The organism is Phormidesmis priestleyi BC1401, assembly GCF_001650195.1.
GTDB classification, from domain to species: domain Bacteria; phylum Cyanobacteriota; class Cyanobacteriia; order Leptolyngbyales; family Leptolyngbyaceae; genus Phormidesmis_A; species Phormidesmis_A priestleyi_B.
This window is the reverse complement of sequence record NZ_LXYR01000003.1, coordinates 110,674-132,761: the sequence shown is the minus strand read 5'-3', so window position 1 is coordinate 132,761 and position 22,088 is coordinate 110,674. Positions and strand designations below refer to the sequence as shown.

General features: G+C 50.4%; 21 protein-coding genes and 1 riboswitch. Of the genes, 7 read left to right on the top strand and 14 right to left on the bottom strand.

Features of this window, described 5'->3' with window-relative positions:
- The first annotated feature begins 477 nt into the window (after positions 1-477).
- Positions 478-570, top strand: a riboswitch (TPP riboswitch).
- Positions 571-578: 8 nt separating this feature from the next.
- Entirely contained in the window at positions 579-1,952 is a 1,374-nt protein-coding gene (gene thiC, locus A8707_RS03085) for a phosphomethylpyrimidine synthase (RefSeq protein ID WP_068815014.1), read from the top strand.
- Positions 1,953-2,060: 108 nt separating this feature from the next.
- Here thiC and A8707_RS03080 read toward each other — a convergent pair whose 3' ends face one another.
- A complete protein-coding gene (locus tag A8707_RS03080) occupies positions 2,061-2,516 on the bottom strand; it encodes a CHRD domain-containing protein (RefSeq protein WP_068815010.1) in 456 nt (151 codons plus the stop codon).
- A 163-nt stretch (positions 2,517-2,679) separates the two neighbouring features.
- On the opposite strand from A8707_RS03080, the gene surE reads away from it, so the two are divergent.
- Both surE and A8707_RS03070 read left to right on the top strand, forming a co-directional pair.
- The gene (gene surE, locus A8707_RS03075; protein WP_068815008.1) at positions 2,680-3,354 is read left to right on the top strand and encodes a 5'/3'-nucleotidase SurE; all 675 of its coding nucleotides are present in this window, start codon (positions 2,680-2,682) and stop codon (positions 3,352-3,354) included.
- Between the two features lie 9 nt (positions 3,355-3,363).
- Positions 3,364-3,705, top strand: a complete 342-nt coding sequence (locus tag A8707_RS03070) for a hypothetical protein (protein ID WP_068815006.1) — start codon at positions 3,364-3,366, stop codon at positions 3,703-3,705.
- Between the two features lie 58 nt (positions 3,706-3,763).
- Here the strand turns inward: A8707_RS03070 and A8707_RS03065 are convergent, their stop codons facing one another.
- The 4 genes from A8707_RS03065 to A8707_RS03050 form a co-directional block, all read right to left on the bottom strand.
- Positions 3,764-4,753: a PRC-barrel domain-containing protein gene (locus A8707_RS03065; RefSeq protein ID WP_068815004.1), complete on the bottom strand. Its 990-nt coding sequence runs from the start codon at positions 4,751-4,753 to the stop codon at positions 3,764-3,766.
- A 42-nt stretch (positions 4,754-4,795) separates the two neighbouring features.
- Positions 4,796-8,443: a chromosome segregation protein SMC gene (smc, locus tag A8707_RS03060; RefSeq protein WP_068815002.1), complete on the bottom strand. Its 3,648-nt coding sequence runs from the start codon at positions 8,441-8,443 to the stop codon at positions 4,796-4,798.
- A 234-nt stretch (positions 8,444-8,677) separates the two neighbouring features.
- Positions 8,678-8,896 carry a hypothetical protein gene (locus A8707_RS03055; protein WP_068814998.1) on the bottom strand — a complete coding sequence of 73 codons (219 nt, stop codon included), beginning with the start codon at positions 8,894-8,896 and terminating at the stop codon, positions 8,678-8,680.
- A 66-nt stretch (positions 8,897-8,962) separates the two neighbouring features.
- On the bottom strand, positions 8,963-9,196 hold the full coding sequence (locus tag A8707_RS03050; protein WP_068814996.1) for a Calvin cycle protein CP12: 234 nt from the start codon (positions 9,194-9,196) through the stop codon (positions 8,963-8,965).
- A 231-nt stretch (positions 9,197-9,427) separates the two neighbouring features.
- Here A8707_RS03050 and glpX point away from each other — a divergent pair, with 231 nt between their 5' ends.
- Both glpX and A8707_RS03040 read left to right on the top strand, forming a co-directional pair.
- Complete coding sequence (gene glpX / locus A8707_RS03045; RefSeq protein ID WP_068814995.1) at positions 9,428-10,465, top strand: class II fructose-bisphosphatase; 1,038 nt, start codon at positions 9,428-9,430, stop codon at positions 10,463-10,465.
- 118 nt (positions 10,466-10,583) lie between these two features.
- Positions 10,584-11,879, top strand: a complete 1,296-nt coding sequence (locus A8707_RS03040; RefSeq protein ID WP_068814993.1) for a glutamyl-tRNA reductase — start codon at positions 10,584-10,586, stop codon at positions 11,877-11,879.
- A gap of 22 nt (positions 11,880-11,901) precedes the next feature.
- On the opposite strand, the gene A8707_RS30125 is transcribed toward A8707_RS03040, so the two are convergent.
- Together A8707_RS30125 and A8707_RS03035 are read right to left on the bottom strand one after the other, a co-directional pair.
- Positions 11,902-12,027: a hypothetical protein gene (locus A8707_RS30125; protein ID WP_269452655.1), complete on the bottom strand. Its 126-nt coding sequence runs from the start codon at positions 12,025-12,027 to the stop codon at positions 11,902-11,904.
- A 160-nt stretch (positions 12,028-12,187) separates the two neighbouring features.
- Complete coding sequence (locus A8707_RS03035) at positions 12,188-12,595, bottom strand: universal stress protein (RefSeq protein WP_068814991.1); 408 nt, start codon at positions 12,593-12,595, stop codon at positions 12,188-12,190.
- Between the two features lie 169 nt (positions 12,596-12,764).
- Here A8707_RS03035 and A8707_RS03030 point away from each other — a divergent pair, with 169 nt between their 5' ends.
- Entirely contained in the window at positions 12,765-13,967 is a 1,203-nt protein-coding gene (locus A8707_RS03030) for a phosphoglycerate kinase (protein ID WP_068814989.1), read from the top strand.
- 351 nt (positions 13,968-14,318) lie between these two features.
- Here the strand turns inward: A8707_RS03030 and A8707_RS03025 are convergent, their stop codons facing one another.
- The 7 genes from A8707_RS03025 to A8707_RS02995 form a co-directional block, all read right to left on the bottom strand.
- Positions 14,319-14,963: a hypothetical protein gene (locus A8707_RS03025; protein WP_156518325.1), complete on the bottom strand. Its 645-nt coding sequence runs from the start codon at positions 14,961-14,963 to the stop codon at positions 14,319-14,321.
- Positions 14,964-15,119: 156 nt separating this feature from the next.
- Entirely contained in the window at positions 15,120-16,091 is a 972-nt protein-coding gene (locus A8707_RS03020) for a hypothetical protein (RefSeq protein ID WP_068814986.1), read from the bottom strand.
- A gap of 111 nt (positions 16,092-16,202) precedes the next feature.
- On the bottom strand, positions 16,203-17,387 hold the full coding sequence (locus A8707_RS03015) for an LptF/LptG family permease (RefSeq protein ID WP_068814985.1): 1,185 nt from the start codon (positions 17,385-17,387) through the stop codon (positions 16,203-16,205).
- Between the two features lie 34 nt (positions 17,388-17,421).
- Positions 17,422-18,150, bottom strand: a complete 729-nt coding sequence (gene lptB, locus A8707_RS03010) for an LPS export ABC transporter ATP-binding protein (RefSeq protein ID WP_068814984.1) — start codon at positions 18,148-18,150, stop codon at positions 17,422-17,424.
- Positions 18,151-18,196: 46 nt separating this feature from the next.
- Positions 18,197-18,721, bottom strand: coding sequence for an LptA/OstA family protein (locus A8707_RS03005; protein ID WP_068814983.1), 525 nt, complete (start codon positions 18,719-18,721; stop codon positions 18,197-18,199).
- A 230-nt stretch (positions 18,722-18,951) separates the two neighbouring features.
- A complete protein-coding gene (locus tag A8707_RS03000) occupies positions 18,952-19,383 on the bottom strand; it encodes a DUF309 domain-containing protein (RefSeq protein ID WP_068814979.1) in 432 nt (143 codons plus the stop codon).
- 5 nt (positions 19,384-19,388) lie between these two features.
- The gene (locus A8707_RS02995; protein ID WP_068814978.1) at positions 19,389-20,531 is read right to left on the bottom strand and encodes a DUF58 domain-containing protein; all 1,143 of its coding nucleotides are present in this window, start codon (positions 20,529-20,531) and stop codon (positions 19,389-19,391) included.
- Between the two features lie 208 nt (positions 20,532-20,739).
- Between A8707_RS02995 and A8707_RS02990 the strand changes: the two genes are divergently transcribed.
- Positions 20,740-22,017, top strand: a complete 1,278-nt coding sequence (locus tag A8707_RS02990) for a type IV pilus twitching motility protein PilT (RefSeq protein ID WP_197484593.1) — start codon at positions 20,740-20,742, stop codon at positions 22,015-22,017.
- Positions 22,018-22,088: the final 71 nt, after the last annotated feature.

The following is a 22,088-nucleotide window of genomic DNA, read 5'->3' as shown; positions in this document are numbered from 1 at the left end:
GTACGAAAATCCGCTGGGATTAGGCAAGTAAAAATACTTAAAAAAGAGAAACGCGATCGCAGTTTTACAACCTGCTTTTAAAGAGCGCGATCAAACACTCTTATATCACTCTACGACGATGAAGCAAGACGGTTAGCTCTCAAACACTGAGGCGATTTGAGGGAGAGCGATCGTGTTCTAGACTACCTAACGAAGAGTCAAAAGCAAGAATCGATCGCAGTTCTGAATAATTGTTCTTTTTTGTACACAAAATATCTTTACTTTGTTTACGAAATATTTAGCTCGAATCATTAGTCTCACAGAAAGTTTACAGATTTTGCAAATTGATTGTAAGGGGGCAGCGAGACTTTTTTCTGAAGATTTCCTGATCTTTCTCAACTATCCCTCCTGCCCCTTTGATCGCCTCAGCATAGACAGCGCCGCACCGTTGAATTTTAGACTCTGCGCCTCAGCACAAACTGAGGATGGTAGAATCAGCGTTCGAGCTAGGGGTGCCCAATAGGGCTGAGAACAAACCCTTAGAACCTGAGACTGGGTAATGCCAGCGAAGGGAAGCTGTTTATCTTGAGGAATCGAATATGCGGACAGATTGGATCGCGAAGCGAAGCGGGCACAAAAACGTGTCTCAGATGCACTACGCCCGTCAAGGTGTCATCACCGAAGAGATGAGCTTTGTGGCTCAACGGGAAAATCTCCCCGTCGAGCTAATTCGAGACGAAGTGGCGCGGGGTCGGATGATCATCCCTGCCAACATCAATCACCCCAACTTAGAGCCGATGGCGATCGGGATTGCATCACGGTGCAAAGTCAACGCTAACATCGGTGCGTCACCTAATTCATCAAATTTAGATGAAGAAGTCGATAAGCTAAGGTTGGCAGTGAAATATGGTGCCGACACCTTGATGGATCTGTCCACCGGAGGCGGCAATCTGGACGAGATGCGGATAGCAATTATTAAAGCTTCGCCAATTCCGATCGGCACCGTCCCCATCTACCAGGCGTTAGAAAGTGTCCACGGCAACATCGAGACGCTGACTCCAGATGACTTTCTCCACATCATTGAGAAGCACGCTCAACAGGGTGTGGACTATCAAACCATTCACGCCGGGATTTTGATTGAGCATCTGCCTCTGGTCAAAAATCGTCTGACAGGAATTGTGTCTCGTGGCGGCGGCATTCTGGCTCGCTGGATGTTGGGGCACCACAAGCAAAATCCGCTTTACACTCACTTCAACGACATCATTGAGATTTTCAAACGCTATGATGTCTCTTTTAGCTTAGGCGATTCACTGCGTCCTGGCTGTCAGCACGATGCCTCTGACGCTGCCCAACTCGCCGAACTTAAGACCCTCGGACAACTTACCCGCAAAGCCTGGGAACACGACATTCAGGTGATGGTCGAAGGTCCGGGGCACGTTCCGATGGATCAGATTGAGTTTAACGTCCGCAAGCAGATGGAAGAGTGTTCGGAAGCGCCTTTCTATGTGTTGGGTCCGTTGGTGACGGATATTGCGCCGGGGTATGACCACATCACGTCAGCGATCGGGGCAGCAATGGCAGGCTGGTATGGCACAGCGATGCTTTGCTATGTCACGCCCAAAGAGCATCTCGGCTTACCCAACGCTGAAGATGTTCGCAATGGTTTGATTGCCTACAAAATTGCGGCTCATGCGGCAGATATTGCGCGTCACCGACCGGGGGCACGCGATCGCGATGACGAACTCTCGAAAGCTCGCTATAACTTTGACTGGAATCGTCAGTTTGAGCTATCGCTTGACCCCGAACGCGCGAAGGAATATCACGACGAGACGCTGCCAGCCGATATCTATAAGACGGCTGAATTTTGCTCAATGTGTGGTCCTAAGTTTTGCCCGATGCAAACTAAGGTCGATGCCGATGCGATCACCGAACTAGAGAAGTTTTTGGCGAAAGAGCCTGTCGCGCAAAGCTAAATCAGAAATAGCCAATTTTTTAGAATCCCGCTCTTAGATAAAGAGCGGGATTTTTTTGCGAACGATCGCTCTGATGATGTTGATCATGCACAAATCAGTCAGAGCGCCTTAATGAAGCTGACCTCGAAGCGCCCCATCCTTGAACATAGGATTATGTAGGTTGACATAATAGCCTGTTGACTTGTCCTGAATGTCCTTGAGTAACGCAGGCTCGATCGTGACACAGCCGCTAGAAGCTCCAGGAGACATTTTAGGAGCCGTGAGCGGAACGACCACAGGTCCGTTCATACCCGCAGTTCCTTTATGAATGTGAGCAGCAGTAGGAGCATCGATATTGTCGACCGTTAGGGCAAAGCAAAGGGTGTTTTTAGTCGGATTCAGAATAATAGTGGCTGAACCGTAAGCATCTGGATCACCTTTAGCCGCCATGCCTTTCATATCTACCTCATTTCCGCCCGAAAGAACCGCGAATAAAGGAGGATGATTTGCACCTGAGGAACTGCTGAAGCTCAGTGCCCCAACTACTCCTAAGATGGATGCAAGTCCGAAGTAAGCAACGCGCATGATTGTTCTCCTAATTTCAGCGATTTATGTCTACGTCAATCTATACGAGTGCAAAAGACTTCTGGATTCATTTCTCAGCACTGCATTGTCAATACAGGCAAAGTTTAAGCAGGTGTAGATTTTAACCACTGACTCGAAGGAGATGTTCGGAGTATTGGTGAATATGACTTTAATTTTGACAAATGATGATGGAATTGATGCTCCGGGTATCCGGGCGCTGCTGAAAGCGGTGAAAGGTGAGGGAACGATCGTGGCACCTCGCGATCATCAGTCTGGCTGTGGGCATCAGGTGACAACAACAAAACCGATTCAGTTAGAGTCACGATCGGGGATTGAGTTCTCGATCGCTGGAACTCCTGCTGATTGTGTCCGCATTGCCCTAAATCATCTCTGCCCTGATGCGAGTTTTGTGCTGTCTGGGATTAATGCAGGCGGCAATATGGGCGCAGATGTCTACATTTCTGGAACGGTTGCTGCGGTCAGAGAAGCTGCGTTTCACAGAATTCCTGGAGTCGCGATCTCTCAATATAAGAAGGGAAAGAACCCGATCGACTGGGATCTATCCGCCTTTTGGACAGCAAAAGTCTTAGCAGAATTGCATCAGCAACCCTACCAACCGGGGACATTCTGGAACGTCAACTTGCCTTATTTAGAAATGGGAATGAGTCCGGCGATCGTCTTTTGCACGCCTTGCACTCAGCCGCTTCCGTGTGATTTTCGGCTTGAGGGCAACGACTTTTACTACTGCGGAGAATATACTAAACGTAGACGCGATCCCGGCTCAGATGTGGACGTTTGTTTATCGGGTGGGATTGCCATCACCCAACTTCAACTTTAGGTTTCGTGAATGTTAAAAAAACTATCTGCGTTCATCATCGTGCTAGCTTTTCCGGCGATCGCTCAGGCGAGCACCACCGTTAACTACACATCACCTTGTAAATATTTTGACAAAAGTGGCACCCTACGCGCTGCCACCACTTGCAAGATCAACTTTGGAACTTTGAGTGCGCGAGGCGGCGCTAGATTCATTGTCACGTTTCCCAACCGAGCCGAAGTAGCCATCTACATTGGCACAGATGGAAAGGTTGAGGCAAATCGCGTCCCTTCTCAGGCGGCGATCTCAGGCGGTAACGTCGTTATTGCTACAAACGAGGGAGAAATTTTTATTTTCAAACAAAACAAATACTAAGTGAGGAGACTTTTTCTAGAAAAATCTCCTCACTTAAAGAATCTTCCCCTAGAAAAGGTTAGTAGCCTTCTTCCTCATACTCAGGCTGCTTGACCTTCTCAGGAATCTTGAGTTCTTGAGGTGTGTAAGGCTCCGCGTCTTCGTCTTTCCAGGGATCTTCTCCCGGGTCGTCGAATTTAACTTCGGGTTCTCTCACCTCTTCAAACTCAGCCTCGGTCACATAATCATCTTCGTCGTCATAGTCTTCGTCATATTCTTCCTCGTCGTAGCTATCGCGTGAGGTCGCCGCACTCCAGTTGTCTTCCTCTTCCTCTGCATAATACATTTCGGCTTTGCGACGAGGAACCTCTTGGCGCAACGGCAAGGGTTCTGGCTCATCCCAATTGTCTTCATTCCAGGTTTCTTCGACGGGCTGACGCACTTGGGTTTGAATCGGAGTCCGAACGCCAGAGGGCAATTGGTTTTCGGTGCGAATCGGGGCGAGATATTGTTCTGACTCGTCGCGCTCCCACGGTGGTTTGCCGATGCCAAGACGCTCTAGAATGCCGACGCTGACTTGGCTCATTCGCTCTTCAGCCCCTTCATAGACGATCAGACGATCGGGTCCACTGCTGACAATCTCGTCGATCGGAAGCTCATAAGTGCTGACAATTTGATCGGGGATCAGGGGTAGCCCGATCGAGGCAATGGTCAGCGTATCGACTTTGCCGCTATCGATGTTGAGACGAAACCCGCGAACTTTGCCGAGCAATTCGCCTGTTTCGGTGATCACTTCGCTGTTAATCAAGCTGCTGTAGCGGTCGAGATCGACATCTTCGAGTGCGTTTTCGTCATCGACTAAGATCACATCGCCGACTTGCCGAATGCTCGACAGCATCATCGGTTGAGGAGTGCCGTAAAAGAGATTCGGGCGGATGCTCAGAGCTACGACTTCTTGACGATCGACATCGACCCACAGTTGACTGATCACTCCAAGCCGTTTGCCTGTAGTGCGAGTGATGACCTGTGTTCCAAGGAGATCGGAGCGTTGGCGAAATTCTTCTGTCATTGGGTCCCGAATCCTATTCGTGCAAATGCTGTAAATATCAAATCATACAGAGGCACTTTGGGGCAGCTTTATCCCCAGAACTTGGGTATATGCGCCTCGCGCTTGAGTCACGCCAATCGTTCTTTCAGCAGATTCAATCATCGGACGACGCAAGCTGACGACAATAAATTGCGCCTCTTGTGCCTGTTGCTTGATCATTCTAGCTAATCGCTCTACGTTTGCCCCATCCAGAAACATATCAACCTCGTCAAAAGCGTAAAACGGCGACGGGCGATAGCGCTGAAGGGCAAAGATGAAGCTGAGTGCGGTTAAGGATTTTTCGCCTCCTGACATGGATGCCAAGCGCTGGACAGGCTTGCCTTTGGGGTGAGCCACCAAGTTTAAGCCGCCGTTGAATGGATCTTGGGGGTCTTCAAGCTGGAGGTGTCCGTCTCCATCCGAGAGCGTGGCAAAAATCGACTGGAAGTTAACGTCCACGACATCGTATGCCTCTTTGAATGCCCGTTGCCGCAGCGTCGTAAAGTTTTCGATCCGCAGAAGTAATTCGGTGCGTTCTTCTTGCAGGGTTTCTAGCTTCTCGGTCAGTTCTTCGAGTCGGGCTTGGGTGCGATCGTATTCTTCTAACGCCAGCATATTTACAGGCTCCATTGCCTGAAGGCGTTTTTGCAGCGATCGCAGTTCGTGCTGAAGTTGAGACAAATCCTGAGTAGCCGTGTCAGGAATCTCTGGCAGTGGGTCGGGAAGTTCGGCTCGTTGGGCGGTGAGTTGTTCTTGCAGGACGGCAACCTCGGTGCGACGAGTGAGTTGGGTTTCTTGAACTTTGCCGCGCTGCCAGTCAAGCTGCTGTTGACGGCTTTGCAAGTCTCGCAGTTGTCGATCGACGCGATCGCGCTGTTGTCGCTCTGATCCCAGAGTTTTTTCGAGTTCGGCGAGGGCAGATTGCAGTTGGGCGATTTGGTTGCTGACCTCCAACTGTTGAGCGCTGAGGGCGGATTGCTCCTGAAGCTGTCCGGTTTGCTGAGTGCGATAGTCCTGAATTCGCGCCTGACCTTGCTGAATTTTTTCCTCAAGGCGTTGACGCTGGTTGGCTAATTCTAGAAGTCGTTGCTCGATCGTTCGCAGTGCTAATTCTTTTTGACTGAGATCGGATTCCAGCGATCGGATTCTGACTTGAATCTGCTGCCACTCACTGTGAGTCTGAGACTGCTCCAAATCCGCTAACGTTTGACGCAGTTGCTCTAGTTGCGCGTCTTGAGCCGGAATCTCAGTCTCTAGAATGTGTAGGCGAGTTTGAGCCGTGGTCAGTTCTTGAGAGCTTTTTTGAAGCTGTTGACCAACTTGAGACTGTTGATTCTCTAATCGCTGAATTTCGGTTTGAATCTGCTCCGATTTGAGTTGCAGTTCTCGATGCTGCTGACGCGCTTCGGTGAGTTGCTGCATGGCTTTTTGGTGGGCGATCGTCGCCTTCGTCAACGCATCTTCACACCGAAATAGAATCGTGTCGATGACTCGCAGCCGTTCTCTTAAAGCCGTAATTTCAGCAGATTCGCCTGCGTCCACCGTGCCGAACCGAATCGGCGATCGACCGCCAGAACTGCCGCCCGTCATGGCTCCGCTCTGCTCAAGCAGTTCTCCGTCAAGCGTCACGATGCGATATTGCCCGATATAGCGTCGCGCGTCACTCATCGCCTGAAAGACCACGGTGCTACCAAACACATAGGAAAAGACTTCCCAATAGCGATCGTCGCACTCGATTAAATTAATGGCAAAGTCAACACAGCCACCCATCGATCGCAAGGTGCTAGCTGAGGGAGGTCTTCCGGCTCTGATTTTGTTGAGCGGCAGAAACGTGGCTCGTCCAGCGCGCTTTTGTTTGAGAATCTCGATCGCGGCGGCGGCGATCGCGTCATCGTCTACAACCAGTTGCCCTAATCGACCTCCAGCAGCCGTTTCTAAGGCGGTTTGATAGCGAGGTTCCACGCGTCCGAGTTGGGCGACGAGTCCATGCACGCCTGACAGTCCCATTTTGAGAATGACTTGCGTTGCATGAGTGCCCTGCGCTTCTTGAATCGCCTGAGATTGTGCCTCTAGCTTGTCTAAGGTGCGCTGTTTGTTTCGCTGCTCACTCAATAGGCGGGTTTGCGTCTCTTTCTGAATCTGGGCTTCTTGCTCGGCAGCAGACACCGCTTGCGCGAGAGACTGAATTCGAGTCGTGGTCTGCTCTAGAGCCGTGGCGAATTGAGTCTGTTCGGCTTGCTTTTCGGCGAGTTGGTGGTGGAAGGTTTGCTGCGATCGCGTCTGTTCTTGAATCTGGCGATCGAGTTGGCTGGCACGTTCTCGCAGTTGGGCTTGCTCGGTGCGTTTTGGCTCCAGATTGGTCAATAACGTATCGAGGCGACGACGCAAATCGGTTTGTTCTTGCACCCAAGCTTCAGCGCTGGCAGCAGACGCATTGGCGGCTTCGCGACTGGCTTCTAAAGTTTGTTTGGCTTCGCCACGCTGATGTCGCATTGACGCAAGATCGCGAGTCTCTACCGTTTGCTGTTCTTGGGTTAAGGCGGTCAGCGTTTGGGTTTGTTCGTGAATGTCTTGCTGCGATCGTGCCAAGTTCTCCACCAAACTTTGGCTGGCAGCTTGCAGATCTTTTTCCTGTCGCTGGAGTTGACGAAGTTCTGCCTCGCGAGTCGCAAGTGTGGATTGAATCGCAATCTGTTCTTCTTCGCCTAAAGACCGAACGTGAGCGTTGAGTTTTTCTAATTCGACGGAAGTGGTCTCGATTTCGGTGGCGATCGCGGCAATTTGCGTGGTCAACTCGACGATCTCGGTTTCACCCGTCCGAATCTGCGCCTGCAATTGCTCGGCGCTTCGAGCCGCTTGCCGATAGCGAATCACGACTTCCCACTGTTCTTTGGCTTGCAGTTCGGCGCGAAGCTTTTGATATTTCTCGGCTTTAATGCGATCTTGGGCGAGACGATCGCGCTGATCGATTAATTCTTTTTCGACGATGTGATATTTGTCTTCTCGCTCTTTTACCGCGTCGAGCTTGTCTTTGGCTTGGTTGATCTTGCGATCGAACGATGCCACCCCAGCCAACTCATCAATGATTTCTCGCCGTTCGCGTCCGTTCATCGAAATGATCCGCGTCACGTCTCCTTGCAGCACGACGTTATAGCCTTCTGGATACACCCGAAGTCGGTTTAACTGCTCGTGTAGCTCAGTCAGAGTGCAGGATTCGCCATTAATAAAATAATTGGATGTGTAAGTGCCTTGCTGTGTCACCCGCAGCTTTCGAGTCACGCTCCATTCGGTGTTAGGAGTTTTACCTGCACCGTTGCTATTCCCATTCGCGTGTCCGTTCTGATTAGATTCTAATTCGACTTCTTTGCCTTCAGGTTTGCCCAGTGTATTCAGCAAATCGAGTTCGTCAGAGAGATCAAACGTGGTGGTGACAGAGGCTTCAACGGTCGATCGTCCGCGTGTGCTTTGAGTGTGATTGACCAAATCGGGAAGGCGTTCTGCCCGCATTCCTTTAGACCCTGCCAAGCCCAAGCAAAACAGCAATGCGTCCAGCAAATTAGATTTACCAGAGCCGTTAGGACCCGAAATCACAGTAAACCCCGGCAACAACGGAATCGGAGTCGTGCCACCAAAAGATTTGAAGTTAGTCAGTTCGACGCGCTTGACGTACACAGGCTGTTCTGACCGAAAAGTGAGTGTTTAGCGTATCTCGAAAAAAGCGTTGTGAATGGAAATGAGCCAATTCCTACAGTGATACCACAGTCAGAACAAATGTTCTAGATATTTATCTAATGATTTTGAGCAATTGTACAAGCAAAACCCAGTTTGGAAGGTTTCTCTGCTTGCATGAACCACAACTTTAAAAACGAAAAGACGGTAGGAACAAATCCAGCCCGTCTAAAAAACTCAACTGATATGGGGAACGGCAAGACGAAATGACAGAACGATAAACCCCACGATCGCCATTCCTACCGAAAATCCCAACAGCTTTAATCGATTTCGCCAGTCTTCAGATCGATCAGGAACCAGCCAGAGAAGTAGACATCCGATCGTCATCAAACTTCCCAAAATTGCCGCCGTTCCACCAATCCAAGCCGCCGCTAACCAGAGAAATAAATCCACCATGTCAGTCAGCGATCGCCAGTCTAGATGAATCGAAGTTCTGGCGATCGCTGACTCATTATCGGTTATCTACACGTCGAAAATTCGACACTCAGCCGCATCAGGGCTATCGGCACAATAGCGATCGAGGCTCGATCGTTTATCAGTTTGAGGGCTAGAACTCTCTAATTGAGCCGCTTCAACCGCCGTCCAAGCATCAATACATTCACTAGATGCCGCCCCGGTTGTCGCACATGCAGTCTGTGCTTGTTCCGTCAATTCTTGAATCTGATTCGCACGATCGACGCTGGTTTCTGAAGTCATCTGCTTATTTTCCTGATTTATATCGACTTAAATCGGACTCTGGAATCCTTGATCTCAACCTAGCCCTCATCACCCCGATCGGGCTTCCTCTTCAGACAGATCTCCTCTTAATGAATTCATCGCAAAACTTAATACGGTTGCAAACAAGAAGGCATAACCCCCTTTTGGTAGACTTGTAAACTGAGAGCGCTTTTGAAGTAGCGCAAAATCAGCAGTTGGAGGACTTACTTCGTGGAAAACACGCTGGGCTTAGAGATTATTGAAGTAGTAGAGCAGGCTGCGATCGCCTCCGCTCGCTGGATGGGAAAAGGCGATAAAAACATGGCTGACCATGTGGCAGTTGAAGCCATGCGGGAGCGAATGAACAAAATCCATATGCGGGGTCGGATCGTGATTGGAGAAGGAGAGCGCGACGACGCTCCGATGCTCTACATCGGCGAAGAAGTTGGGGTTTGCACCCAGCCCGATGCCAAAAACTTCTGCAACCCTGACGAGCTAGTCGAGATTGACATCGCCGTTGACCCCTGCGAAGGCACTAACCTTTGCGCCTATGGTCAACCTGGCTCAATGGCAGTGCTGGCAATCTCCGAGAAAGGCGGTCTGTTTGCAGCCCCCGACTTCTATATGAAGAAAATCGCGGCTCCTCCGGCTGCTAAAGGCAAAGTTGACATCAACAAGTCTGCCACTGAGAACTTAAAGATTTTGTCTGAGTGCTTAGATCGCGCGATCGAAGAACTCGTCATCGTCGTCATGAAGCGCGAACGCCACAATGGGCTAATTGCCGAAATCCGGGAAGCAGGTGCCAGAGTCCAACTGATCAGCGATGGTGACGTAGGCGCTGCCATCTCCTGCGGCTTTGCAGGCACCAACATTCACGCGCTAATGGGCATCGGCGCGGCTCCTGAAGGCGTGATCTCAGCCGCTGCAATGCGGGCAATGGGCGGGCACTTCCAAGGGCAACTGATCTATGATCCAGAAGTGGTAAAGACAGGTCTGATCGGCGAAAGCAAAGAAGCTAATATCGATCGCCTCAAGAGCATGGGCATCACTGACCCCGATAAGGTCTATGACGCGTCTGAACTCGCATCGGGTGACACGGTGCTATTTGCAGGCTGCGGCATCACCCCAGGCAACTTGATGGAGGGAGTGCGCTTCTTTAAAGGCGGCGCAAGAACTCAGTCTCTGGTCATCTCCAACAAGTCTCAGACGGCTCGCTTTGTCGATACCATTCACATGACTGGACAACCCAAATTGGTGCAACTGCACTAGGCTTTAAGAACGTAGTGAATAGTAGAACCCGCTGCTATTCACTACCTATCGGTTATTTTTCACCCATTAAATTTTCAAACTCATTGCGTTTAGCCTCGTCATTTAGAGTGGATTTAAGATGAATATTGCCGTCGTGGGGCTGAGTCATAAAACCGCCCCCGTTGAAGTTCGCGAAAAATTAAGCATTCCCGAACCTGTTTATGACAAAGCGATCGCCGAGTTATGCAGCTATCCTCATCTCGAAGAGGTCGCCGTTCTCAGCACCTGCAATCGGTTAGAGATCTATATCGTCACCCCTGACACTGAGCAGGGCATTCGCGAAGTGATTCAGTTTCTCTCAGAGCACAGCAAACTGCCCACAATCTATTTGCGTCAATATCTCTTCACGCTGCTGCACCAAGATGCCGTTATGCACTTGATGCGCGTCTCAGCCGGGTTAGACAGCTTAGTTCTAGGGGAAGGACAAATCCTCGCTCAGGTGAAACAGTGTCACAAGCTTGGTCAACAGCACAACGGCGTAGGACGGATTCTCAATCAACTCTTCAAGCAGGGAATCACCGCCGGAAAGCGCGTTCGCACTGAGACCAGCATTGGCACCGGAGCCGTTTCCATTAGCTCGGCAGCCGTCGAATTAGCGCAGATCAAAGCCCAAAATTTAGCTGCCTGTCGTGTCTTGATTTTAGGCGCAGGCAAGATGTCTCGACTGTTGGTTCAGCATTTGCTCTCGAAAGGTGCCACTCACATTACGATTTTGAACCGCACGATCGAGCGCGCCCACGAGTTAGCCAAACTATTCCCCGACGCAACGCTGCATCTCGGTCTGATGTCGGAGATGATGCCCACGATCGCTGATTCCGATATTATTTTCACCAGCACGTCTGCCACCGAGCCGATTCTGGACGGTGCAAAACTAGAGATGGTGTTGCAGCCAAATCAGCATTTGATGTTGATTGACATCGCCGTTCCGCGCAACGTAGATGCGAATGTGAACGAGCTGCCCCACGTCCAAGTCTTTAATGTGGATGATCTCAAAGCCGTCGTTGCCCAAAACCAAGAAAGTCGCCGCCAAATGGCAATGGAAGCTGAACTGCTGCTCGATGAAGAGATCGACTCCTTTGAACTGTGGCTACGATCGCTCGAAACCGTCTCAACCATCAGCAGTCTGCGAGATAAAGTCGAAACCATTCGCGCCCAAGAATTAGAGAAAGCGCTGTCACGATTGGGCAATGAATTTGGCGATCGCCACAAAGATGTGATCGAAGCGCTGACTCGCGGAATCGTCAACAAGATTTTGCACGATCCGATGGTGCAATTGAGGGCACAGCAGGATATCGAGGTGCGTCGTCAAGCCATGCAGACGCTGACCGTCTTGTTTAACCTAGAGCCGCCGTCTAATCAGCAGGCAAGAGTCTGAGCGGTTAACCCTCCCCAGCTTTTTAAAGGAATCTACCGTATGCACCCAAATCGTTGCCAGACTTGCCTGTGCCGAAGACATCGATTCGGTTCAGTCGGCTGGTGCCCCCCAAATCCCCCAAAATTGGGGGACTTTGAACTGGAGCCATAGCACACTTTTGAACCTCTGTTTACCTCATAGTCCCCCAGATTGGGGGATTTGGGGAGCGAAAGATTTTGGCAATGACAGGTCAATCCACTGGTGTGTGCACGCTAGGCTCCTTAAAGAATCTGGGGATCTGTTTGAAATCTATGGAACCACCTCGAAATCTATGGAACCACCAGCACCGGACAGGGCGATAAGCTAATCACCCGATTCGTGACGCTTTCGTCCGTGCCCTCGTGGGTGAGTCCCAATCCTCGACAGCCCATGATAATCAAATCCGCAGCAATATCATCAGCCACATCGCAGATCGTAAATGCAGGTTTGCCTTCGCGCTCTAAAATCTCAGCCTCAATACCCTGTTGAGAAAACATCTTTTTGGCATTTTGCAGCAACTCAGCGACTGCCTCTGGTGATGCCATCGCATCTGCAGCAGGGGCATCAGCTTCACGAGGCTCGACGACCGACAGAATAATCAAACGGCTCTGATGAGTTTTAACCAGAGTGGCAACGGTTTCAGCCGCCTGCCGCGACTCTTGACTTCGATCGACTGGAAATAGAACAGTTTTAAACATAAGATCTCCATGCTGTAAAAAAGATTATGAATGAGGATGAAGCCTTTATCCGTTCCCGATTTGCCCCATGATTTTGAACTTAACGCATTAGATTGAATTCGCGATCGACATCAGGACACTTTCATGGAAAATAAGAATGAGTAGAAAGACTTATTAGGAGCCTGGTTCTGTGTCCAAGAAGACTGTAAACGATTTATCATCCTCTGATTTGAAAGGAAAGCGCGTTTTAGTTCGGGCTGATTTTAATGTGCCTGTCGATGATCAGGGCAACATCACTGACGATACGCGAATTAGAGCCGCGCTGCCAACGATTCAAAATTTGACCTCGAAAGGGGCAAAAGTGATTTTGTGCAGTCACTTTGGTCGCCCTAAAGGAGTTGACGAAAAGCTGCGTCTAACTCCAGTGGCAAAACGCCTGTCTGAAGTGTTGGGTCAGTCTGTCGTCAAGTGCGATGATTGCATTGGCGATGAAGTCGCTGCCAAAGTCAGCGCGATGACTAACGGAGACGTGATCCTGCTAGAAAACGTCCGATTTCACCCAGAAGAAGAAAAGAACGACTCAGAATTTGCGAAAAAGTTAGCCTCGATCGCCGATCTTTACGTCAACGATGCGTTTGGTACCGCTCACCGCGCCCACGCTTCAACCGAAGGGGTAACTCACTACCTGAAGCCTTCAGTCGCAGGATTGCTCGTTGAAAAAGAATTGCAGTATTTGCAAAACGCGATCGAGAATCCTCAGCGTCCCTTAGCGGCGATCGTCGGTGGCTCAAAAGTTTCCAGCAAAATTGGCGTAATCGATACTCTGTTAGATAAAGTCGATTATCTGCTCTTGGGCGGCGGCATGATCTTCACCTTTTATAAAGCTCGTGGTCTCAACGTAGGCAAATCGCTCGTCGAAGAAGACAAACTAGAACTAGCAAAAACCCTAGAAGCGAAAGCAAAAGAGCGAGGCGTTTCGTTGCTGCTGCCCACCGATGTCGTTGTCGCTGACAGCTTCTCCCCCGATGCCAACGCTCAAACCGTCAGCATCGAGAATATCCCCGATGGCTGGATGGGCTTAGACATCGGACCCGACTCAATCAAAGTCTTCCAAGATGCGCTCAATCAGTGCAAGAGCGTGATTTGGAATGGTCCGATGGGGGTGTTTGAATTTGATAAGTTTGCGGCAGGAACCGAAGCGATCGCGCACACCCTAGCAGAGCTAACTCCCAAAGGCACGACGACGATCATCGGTGGCGGTGACTCGGTAGCAGCCGTTGAGAAAGTCGGTCTTGCAAGTCAGATGAGCCACATTTCGACCGGAGGTGGCGCAAGTCTAGAGCTGTTAGAAGGTAAAGAACTTCCCGGAATCGCAGCACTAGATGAAGTGTAAATCCAACTAGGGATCGTGGATTAAATAACCTGTAAGACTTGTGAGCGTCTTCTGCCCTCCTCACGAAGTGGGGCAAGCCCTCCCCAACCCTTCTCCCCCAGGAGACGGGAGTTAGAGTCTTGTTCCCTCTCCTGGGGGAGAGGGCTAGGGTGAGGGTGAGAAGTTGCACCTTAATAAATCCACGTTCCTAAGAGAAGCCTTAGGAAATTGCGGTTAGAGTTCTAACGGATTGTGCTTCGACTTCGTTTAGCCCTCGACTCTCGTTGAGTGGGTTGAGCGAAGTTGAAATCCACGGATTGCTCCCAGGGTTTCGCTAGTAGGGACATTCGATGAAACGTCCCTACAGTAGTTCTATAGCTGACCTGAAATGGGCTGACAGGTGTTTCCATCTTGAGCGTCAGATTTTCGAGGCGATATCAATTCATCTCGCTGCAAAATCTGATTGTCATAGCCAAATGCCCGAATATCACAGATGCCCGTCGCACCCGAAGCCACCAGAGCAAACAGCCCATCAGGGCTTTCATCCCGCAGACTCTTGCCGTTATTAAACGTTACTTCTATCGCTGAAACTTGAGGCGAGAGCACCTGACCATAGAGGATTGTTTGACGATCGTTACCCTTACCGCGTGTGTGACCGACCCCATAATCAATTAAAGAACCCGGCTTAGACTTCTCTATAGTCATCGGATAACTGCCACTGCCGCTGAGTTGCCATTCCATGCCGTTTTGCTTCATCACGCGATAGCTCAGCAGGGGCTGATCAACTCCCGGTTTGTTTAAAGCAGCACAGTTTCCTCGATAGAGTGCGACGATGCCCTTTGACCATTTGCGGGTCGTTAACACTTGAAAGCTTTTTGCCTCAGTGTCAGATTGACTTGGGCATGAAAACGGACGACGGAGCGCTTCTTCTGGAGTTGCGGCTACTAGAGACACTGCCCACCCTGCGATCGTCAAACCCAAACACCCTATCAGACAGATTACCAATCGTCGGTTCATGGTCGATCGCACATTCTGTTCTTGTGATGAATAATTTAGCAGCCTACTGTTCTGAGTCTGCCTACCCAAAGACATCTTTAACTCCATCACAAGGTAGTTCTCGACTCATTCCCACCAATTTTGTGAGTCCTCCAAAAGAAGTGTTCCAACCCGTTCTCATGGATTCGAGAATGTGTTAATCTCTCCACCTCCTAGCACCCGACCCGGAATCGGACGCGGAGCCGTGAACGGGGCATCATTGATTGGAATTTGCGACTGTTGCGGCATTAGAGAAGAAGGAGCCGCGTTTAAACTAGGTGAATTGAGAGGTTGAGGCGACAGATACGACTGCCCTAACGGGGGTGAAATAGGCGCGATCGATGGTGCCACCACGCTAGGAGCCGTAGTCGCAGAGAGAGGCTGCGTGCCTTCAACAAGGCTTGTGTAGGAATTAGCGTAGGGATTTGTGGTCGAAGCGGCATTCACGCCAAACCCGCCCAAACTGGTAGCGCCCTCGATCGGGGCAGGCGCATTTGACGTAAAGCCATAGGGCGCTTGAGGCGAACGATTGTTTGTAGAGGTCACTAGCGCTTCAGGTGAGGAGCCAGTTTTTGGGGCAGTCTGACCCAGATCTGTTTGAGTCGAAGTCACTGCGGACTGTCGGCTCAGAGTCGAGTCACCCGTCAAGCCACCAGCAGGTAGCCCAAATTGCTGCATTGTTCCAGAAAAAGCATTGCCCAAACTGCCTGCCCCACTCAAATCAAAAGGCTGAGATTGAGCGCTCGTCAAAGAACCCGGTATAGGAATTTTGGGCAGATTTCCTAAGTCAGAAGGAGTGGCTGAAGCAGATTTGGCGAGATCAGACTGTTTAGAAGTCGGGCTAGAGGAGAATTTGAAGTCGTTAAACAATAGCGGTAGCGTGTCAATGTCTGCCCCGATCGCGCGATCTTCTGACGACAGCCCATTGTTTGCATCAAGACTAGAGTCGCCCTCAAAATAGCTCACCCATTCAGGGCGCATCCAATATTGCCAGGTGAACAAAACCACCAACATTAGCGCGATCGAAGGTCCCCAAAAAACAGGTCGGGTTAGAGGACGCAGCCTAGCCAACAAATATCGAGCAGCGACGGGAGGCGATTGACGACGCATAGTTCAGATAGGGCAGGGGGACGAGGCGGATTTAGCAAAACAGCCCTGATGAGTTGAATTGTAGTCGATCGAACGACTGAGAAGCATCAGCGATCGGGCAGAGCCAGTTCCTTAACGCGCCGCCCGAACCAGCAAAAAGCCGCCTGTGATCAGTCCCAACACGGTCGGGAGCCAAGCCGCGACATAGGGAGCCAATATTTCTAGCAGCCCCAAAGAGTCACAGACAAATGACAGCAAATAATAGCTGAAGATAATCACGACGCTAATGGCAAAGCTGGTGCCTCTCCCTCCTCGCTGAGGACGAGTGCCCAACGTTGCCCCCGTCAAGCCAAACACTAAACACACAAACGGAAAGGCAAGTTTTTGCTGAATTCGCAGCCGCACGTTGCGCGCTTCTTTTTCATTGCCGCTTTGAGTGACAATATTGAGCGACTCTCGCAGTTCTGCGATATTCATCTCGGCAGAGTCTTGCTTACGGTTTGCTAAATCTAGCGGTGTGCGAGGTAACTCAAGCTTTTGCTTGGCAAACTTGACGATGTTGCGATAAGACCCATCGGGAGCGACGATATAAATTGTGCCATTAAAGAAATCCCAAGTAGTATCTTTGGGGTTCCAAACGGCTGACTCTGACGCGATGATTTGATTGAGTCCGCCTTGGGAAAAATCAAGAACGGTCAAGCCTTTCATCTGCCGCCCATCAAATTGACGGGCATAAAAAATTCGCTCTAGGGTCTGATCGCTTGACCCATTTGTCTGTTTGCCATTGCTGAATTGCGTCACCAGAATATTTTTTTCTCGAAAGGTCGGCTTGCCTTCTTTAAGCGCCGAGTCGAGCGTGCGAGCAGCTTGATAAGTGGCAGCAGGCACGATCGTTTCATTCAGCCCAAAGGTTATGCCCGTCACAATCAAACTGAGCACGATCGCGGGCAAAATCAGCCGATAGACGCTAATCCCGGCACTGCGAAGCGCAATCAGTTCGCTGTCGGTCGAAAGACGGCTGTAGACCATCAATGCCGACAAGAGCATCGACATCGGCAGCGCCAGACTCACAAAATAAGGCAGTTGTAGGAAAAAAACCTGAAAGGCGATCGAGAACGGCAACCCCGACTGAGTGACTTTGCGAATCAAGTCAAACAGCGTTCCGACTGATGACACCACCGATGAAAAAGCAGCCACCCCAAATAGCAGCGGCGGAATCAGTTGCGTGATGATGTAGCGATCCATCACCGACAAAAACGCAAGTCGGCTAATGGGTCGAAAGGGTGGCTGAGATGGTTGAGAAAACCCAGAGGACATGAGAGAAAAGAGCCAAAGGCTTAGAAACTACCGATCAACGCTGAAAATTATCTCCCAGATAATATTGCCGCACTAAAGGATTTGCGTAAAGTTCTTCAGCATTGCCAGAAGCAAGAATTTGACCGTCGCGCATGATGTAAGCACGATCGGTGATCGCGAGTGTCTCACGCACATTGTGATCGGTGATCAGAATGCCGATTCCACGCTCGCGCAGTTGAGCCACAATCTCTTGAATTTCAGCAACGGCGATCGGGTCAACTCCGGCAAATGGCTCATCTAACAGCAGAAACTTTGGTCCTTCGACTCCAGAAGCCAGCGCTCGCGCTAATTCTGTGCGCCGACGTTCTCCTCCAGACACCTGCACTCCCAGCGTAGAGGCGACTTTCTCTAACCGAAATTCTTTGAGCAACCCACTTAACCGCTCGTTCCACTGCCAGCGCGGAACTTTGGTTTGCTCTAAGACCAGCAGAATATTGTCTTGAACGGTGAGATATCGGAAAATGCTGGGTTCTTGTGCCAGATAGCCGATTCCTAGCGCCGCTCGTTTGTTGATAGGGAGGGCAGTGACTTCCTGATCGTCTAGCCAAACTTTGCCGCTGTCAGGCTTTTCTAACCCAGTTGCAATATAGAACGTCGTCGTTTTTCCTGCCCCATTTGGACCCAACAGCCCAACCACTTCGCCCTGACCCACAGAAAGACTGACCCGATTCACCACCGATCGAGCGCCATAAGACTTATGAATGTTGTCTAATACAATCCTCAACAGCCTACTCCTCAGACTAACCAACAGAGGGAATCGAGTCAGAAAGTCATCGCTTACCCGGTGGATTTGACTGAAACTGTGGGCTGGTGCCAAATGGAGTCGGGCTAGCAGCACCCGAAACAGGCGCAGGCGTATCGGTAATCAAATAAATCGCTTCAACCTGCTTGCTGGCTTGAGGCAAAGCCACAAATCGCCCTTCATCGACGAGGTAAGTGATATTTTCGCCTCGCAAACTATTGCCCTGCTGCAAAACATAGACATCACCCGTCAAAACGATGCGCCGCTCTTTGCTGAAATAGATAGCCTGAGCCGATGTTGCTTGAATCTGACGAGACGGGTAGCTGATTTGGACATTTCCTCGTGCAACCACAACCCCCGTTTTAGCGTTGGCTTCGGTGCTGTTGGCTCTCAGGGTCAACGGTTGAGCAGGTGCCGCAGAAGTGGCTTGAGCCGTGCGAGTTGGCACTGCATCAGCAGAGAGATTTGGCGCAGTCAAGCTTAACGTTAGGCTTACTGGGAGAAGCAATGCCAGCCCTAAACGATCGAGGGAAACGCATTTTAAAAATGTCATTGTGACGATGGCAAGAGATTTGAGAGAGCAATTCTGCAAAGTAACTCTAGATGACCTCGAATATATCATTTTAGATAGTTTAATAACGCTTACTTTGGCTTGCTGATCGTCGAGAGCCAGAGACTAGCGCGGCTTCTCAATTTGACGACTCCTGCTTAGAGAAGTTTCGCGATGATCCAGTCTTCCCTAAGATTACAAATAATAGTCTTGACGTGGATCACTTAATCTGATTATTCCACTGATGTGCTCACTTCCCGGATGATTGGAATCTGTAGAATAACCTTGCCGTCGCGGTTAGGTTCTTTTTGAGGGGACTGGACTAACACAACCTCCCTGACTCGATCGGCTCCTATTTTCTGCAACGAAGTCAGCAAGTCGGTGCCTTCAAGAACGAAGCGATCGAGGTCGATATCTCTATAGTCTGGCTGATAGCGGTGCAGTCGGTTTAGCCCTTCTCCTAAGAGAATGACGGCTCCGCGCCAGTTGTGATTGCCCAAGTGATAGAGCGCAACCGCAACTTGCAGGATTCCCTGATAGAAGTTCTTTTCAAAGGTAGGGGCTTCGCTCCAGATGGCTTCTAGAGTGTCGTGACACGTATAGAAATCGCCTTGATTAAACTGCTCGATCGCCTGCAAAAATTCTTTTGGTTGCTCGTCTGTCATAGATTTTAAGTCAGAAAATCTTGAAGCTGTGATTGCAGCGATCGTTCTTGACCGATCACCAATCCTAGAGACGCGGACGATCGTTTCTCAGTGAATTGTGGAGACCACAACACATAGCGACTTCCTGAAGGTAAAGTTTTGAGACTGTCAGAGTTTTGAGTCAGCCAGATTAAAGGCAGGTTCGGCAGGGCGATGGCGCGATCGTCTTCTCCAGCATAGGTCGCCGCCAGGGTTTCTAACACGCTCTGTTCTCCTTGCAGAAGCCCGGTGCTGGCTGTCCAGAGTCGGATATTGAGCGACTGGTGCGCGGCGTAAAAATAGAGAGATGCAGCAGCGATCACGGCTGCCTCAAACAATTCTGACTCCCAAACAGCGGCACTATCCAGACAGACCACGAGTTCTTGACCTCCGGTAAATAATTCTAATTCTCGAACTCGCAGTTCTCCATAGCGGGCACTCGTACGCCAGTGAATCAGACGAGTGGGATCGCCCCACCGATAGGGACGCAGCGATCGAGTCAATCCTTCAGTCGCGGTTTTAGCACGTCGATCGCTGTTGAACTGCAAGCTTGATTCTCGTCCCATTTCGTCAATCAACGGGCAACGAGTTAGAGGGAGAACCGTCGGATAGACGATCGCCGTTGCCCCAATCTCATAACCCTGTCGTCGCCAAAATAAGCCTAGAGGAGCCGCCGATCTAATCCGCACTGTTTGCCAGCGATAAACGCCCCGTCGCTGAGTCGGATGCTGATAAACCCAATATTGAGTCGCATTAGAACTCAAGCTCTCCATCACTTTGACGACAGGTTCGCCCAACCGATGAGGAATGAAGTCAGAGACTTGCAGCAGGTTTTTAGATTGGGGCATCGTGTTTTGAATCAGCAATTCCACCGTGATATCGTCGCCAGCGCTGACTGGGTAGATAGGGCGGCGAGCGACTTCAATTCCTTTGAGGCTGCGGGCTGATAAAGTAGCAGCGATCGCCAACAGAGCAAAAATCACGCCGCTCATCACATAGAGCCAGCCTGATAGCGTGTTGGTCGCCGCAATGAAGAAGAACAAGGCAAGTGCGCCCAATATCCAGCCGATATAAGCAGGATTCACCCAATGAGTTTCTAGCCAGCGGGTCGATTGAGATCTGACGCTCATAACAGCCCATAATTCCGTAAAGGATGGATGCGTTTTCTATGACTCAGCTTAAGCTTTTAAAAGTTTGACAAAAATCGTAAAAAACCTGAGCCATACTATTCATGATCGATAGAATTCTAGATACATTCATCAAAACAAGAAACGATTTTGATGTGCTCAACCTAGTTTGAGCAGGGAGCTTATCAAACTGGACTCAGCCTGATTAATTATGACTAACTCCAACCCATCAGACGAGAAAGCTAAACAGGAATTAAACATGCAGGGCACTCCTTCCTTCCGCTCCCAGGCTGATCCTTCCACTCCACCGCCGCCCCCCCCTGCTCAACTCGCCGCCCCCCGTGCAAAACTCAGCGGAACGATGCTGACGATCGAGCAAATGGTCAAAGATGCCCATGCGCGTCAAGCGTCAGACATTCACATCCGAGTGGGTGAGCCGCCCCGTTTGAGAATTCGAGGTCAAATCGTCCGGTTGTCGGATCACATTGCTGTATCACCCGATCTGTTTGAGAACTATTTGACTGAAATGCTCACTGAGCAGCAGAAAAAACTGTTTATCGAGAAAAAAGAGCTAGATACCGCTATTTACTATCCAGGATTTCTGCGCTGTCGGGTCAACTGCTTTGAGACGCTGACGGGCGGCGCGATCGTGCTGCGTCTGATTCCTCTTGATGTTCCCTCGATCGATGGGTTGGGGCTGCCTCCTGTTCTCAAGCATTTGGTGACGTATCCGCAGGGCTTGATTTTGGTGACCGGTCCGACGGGATCAGGGAAGTCAACGTCGATCGCTGCGATGATTCGCGAATTGAATCATTCAGATAGTCGTCATATTGTGACGATCGAAGACCCGATTGAATATGTCCACGCGTCTGCTAAGTGTCTGATCAGCCAGCGAGAAGTGGGATTGCACACCCACGAATTTCATGAAGCGCTGCGGGCAGTGCTGCGCGAAGACCCCGATGTGATTTTGATCGGAGAAATGCGCGATCGCGTCACGGTCGATACGGCTCTAAAAGCGGCTCAGACGGGTCACTTGGTTTTGGGGACTCTGCACACCAAAAGCGCGATCGGCACCGTCAATCGATTGCTTAACATATATAACCCTGATGAACAGCAGGCAATGCGGACTCAAATTCTAGAGTCTCTGGTTTCGATCGTCTCGCAGCAGTTGTTGCCAACCACCGACGGCAGACGCACCGCCGTTCACGAGGTTTTGCTCAACACCGCCGCGATGCAAGACTATTTGCTCAAAGGTCAAGAAACCGATGCCTTTCAGTTAATGGAGACTGACACCAGTGAAGGAATGCAGGTGATGAACCAGGCGCTTTGCGAACTGATTCTGCTGGGGAGAATTAGCCCAGACGATGCGGTGAAAGCCTCTCCTGATGTGGGAGATTTGCGTCGCCGAGTTCGCAACGAAGGCTATGATCCCGGACGGTCTTCTAACCGCGAGTTTGATCCAACCGCACGGGAGTATAACCCAGTTTAGATCCGCGAAACATTCAGTAGACCTCTTGCAAAAGTCTCTGCTTCACCCTAAATCCCTCTCCCACATCTGGG

Coding starts and splice junctions, on each gene's coding strand:
- thiC (WP_068815014.1), top strand. CDS start 579: ATGCGGACAGATTGGATCGCGAAGCGAAGCGGGCACAAAAACGTGTCT.
- A8707_RS03080 (WP_068815010.1), bottom strand. CDS start 2,516: ATGCGCGTTGCTTACTTCGGACTTGCATCCATCTTAGGAGTAGTTGGG.
- surE (WP_068815008.1), top strand. CDS start 2,680: ATGACTTTAATTTTGACAAATGATGATGGAATTGATGCTCCGGGTATC.
- A8707_RS03070 (WP_068815006.1), top strand. CDS start 3,364: ATGTTAAAAAAACTATCTGCGTTCATCATCGTGCTAGCTTTTCCGGCG.
- A8707_RS03065 (WP_068815004.1), bottom strand. CDS start 4,753: ATGACAGAAGAATTTCGCCAACGCTCCGATCTCCTTGGAACACAGGTC.
- A8707_RS03055 (WP_068814998.1), bottom strand. CDS start 8,896: ATGGTGGATTTATTTCTCTGGTTAGCGGCGGCTTGGATTGGTGGAACG.
- A8707_RS03050 (WP_068814996.1), bottom strand. CDS start 9,196: ATGACTTCAGAAACCAGCGTCGATCGTGCGAATCAGATTCAAGAATTG.
- A8707_RS03040 (WP_068814993.1), top strand. CDS start 10,584: ATGAATATTGCCGTCGTGGGGCTGAGTCATAAAACCGCCCCCGTTGAA.
- A8707_RS30125 (WP_269452655.1), bottom strand. CDS start 12,027: ATGGCTCCAGTTCAAAGTCCCCCAATTTTGGGGGATTTGGGGGGCACC.
- A8707_RS03035 (WP_068814991.1), bottom strand. CDS start 12,595: ATGTTTAAAACTGTTCTATTTCCAGTCGATCGAAGTCAAGAGTCGCGG.
- A8707_RS03025 (WP_156518325.1), bottom strand. CDS start 14,963: ATGAACCGACGATTGGTAATCTGTCTGATAGGGTGTTTGGGTTTGACG.
- A8707_RS03020 (WP_068814986.1), bottom strand. CDS start 16,091: ATGCGTCGTCAATCGCCTCCCGTCGCTGCTCGATATTTGTTGGCTAGG.
- A8707_RS03015 (WP_068814985.1), bottom strand. CDS start 17,387: ATGTCCTCTGGGTTTTCTCAACCATCTCAGCCACCCTTTCGACCCATT.
- A8707_RS03005 (WP_068814983.1), bottom strand. CDS start 18,721: ATGACATTTTTAAAATGCGTTTCCCTCGATCGTTTAGGGCTGGCATTG.
- A8707_RS03000 (WP_068814979.1), bottom strand. CDS start 19,383: ATGACAGACGAGCAACCAAAAGAATTTTTGCAGGCGATCGAGCAGTTT.
- A8707_RS02995 (WP_068814978.1), bottom strand. CDS start 20,531: ATGAGCGTCAGATCTCAATCGACCCGCTGGCTAGAAACTCATTGGGTG.
- A8707_RS02990 (WP_197484593.1), top strand. CDS start 20,740: ATGACTAACTCCAACCCATCAGACGAGAAAGCTAAACAGGAATTAAAC.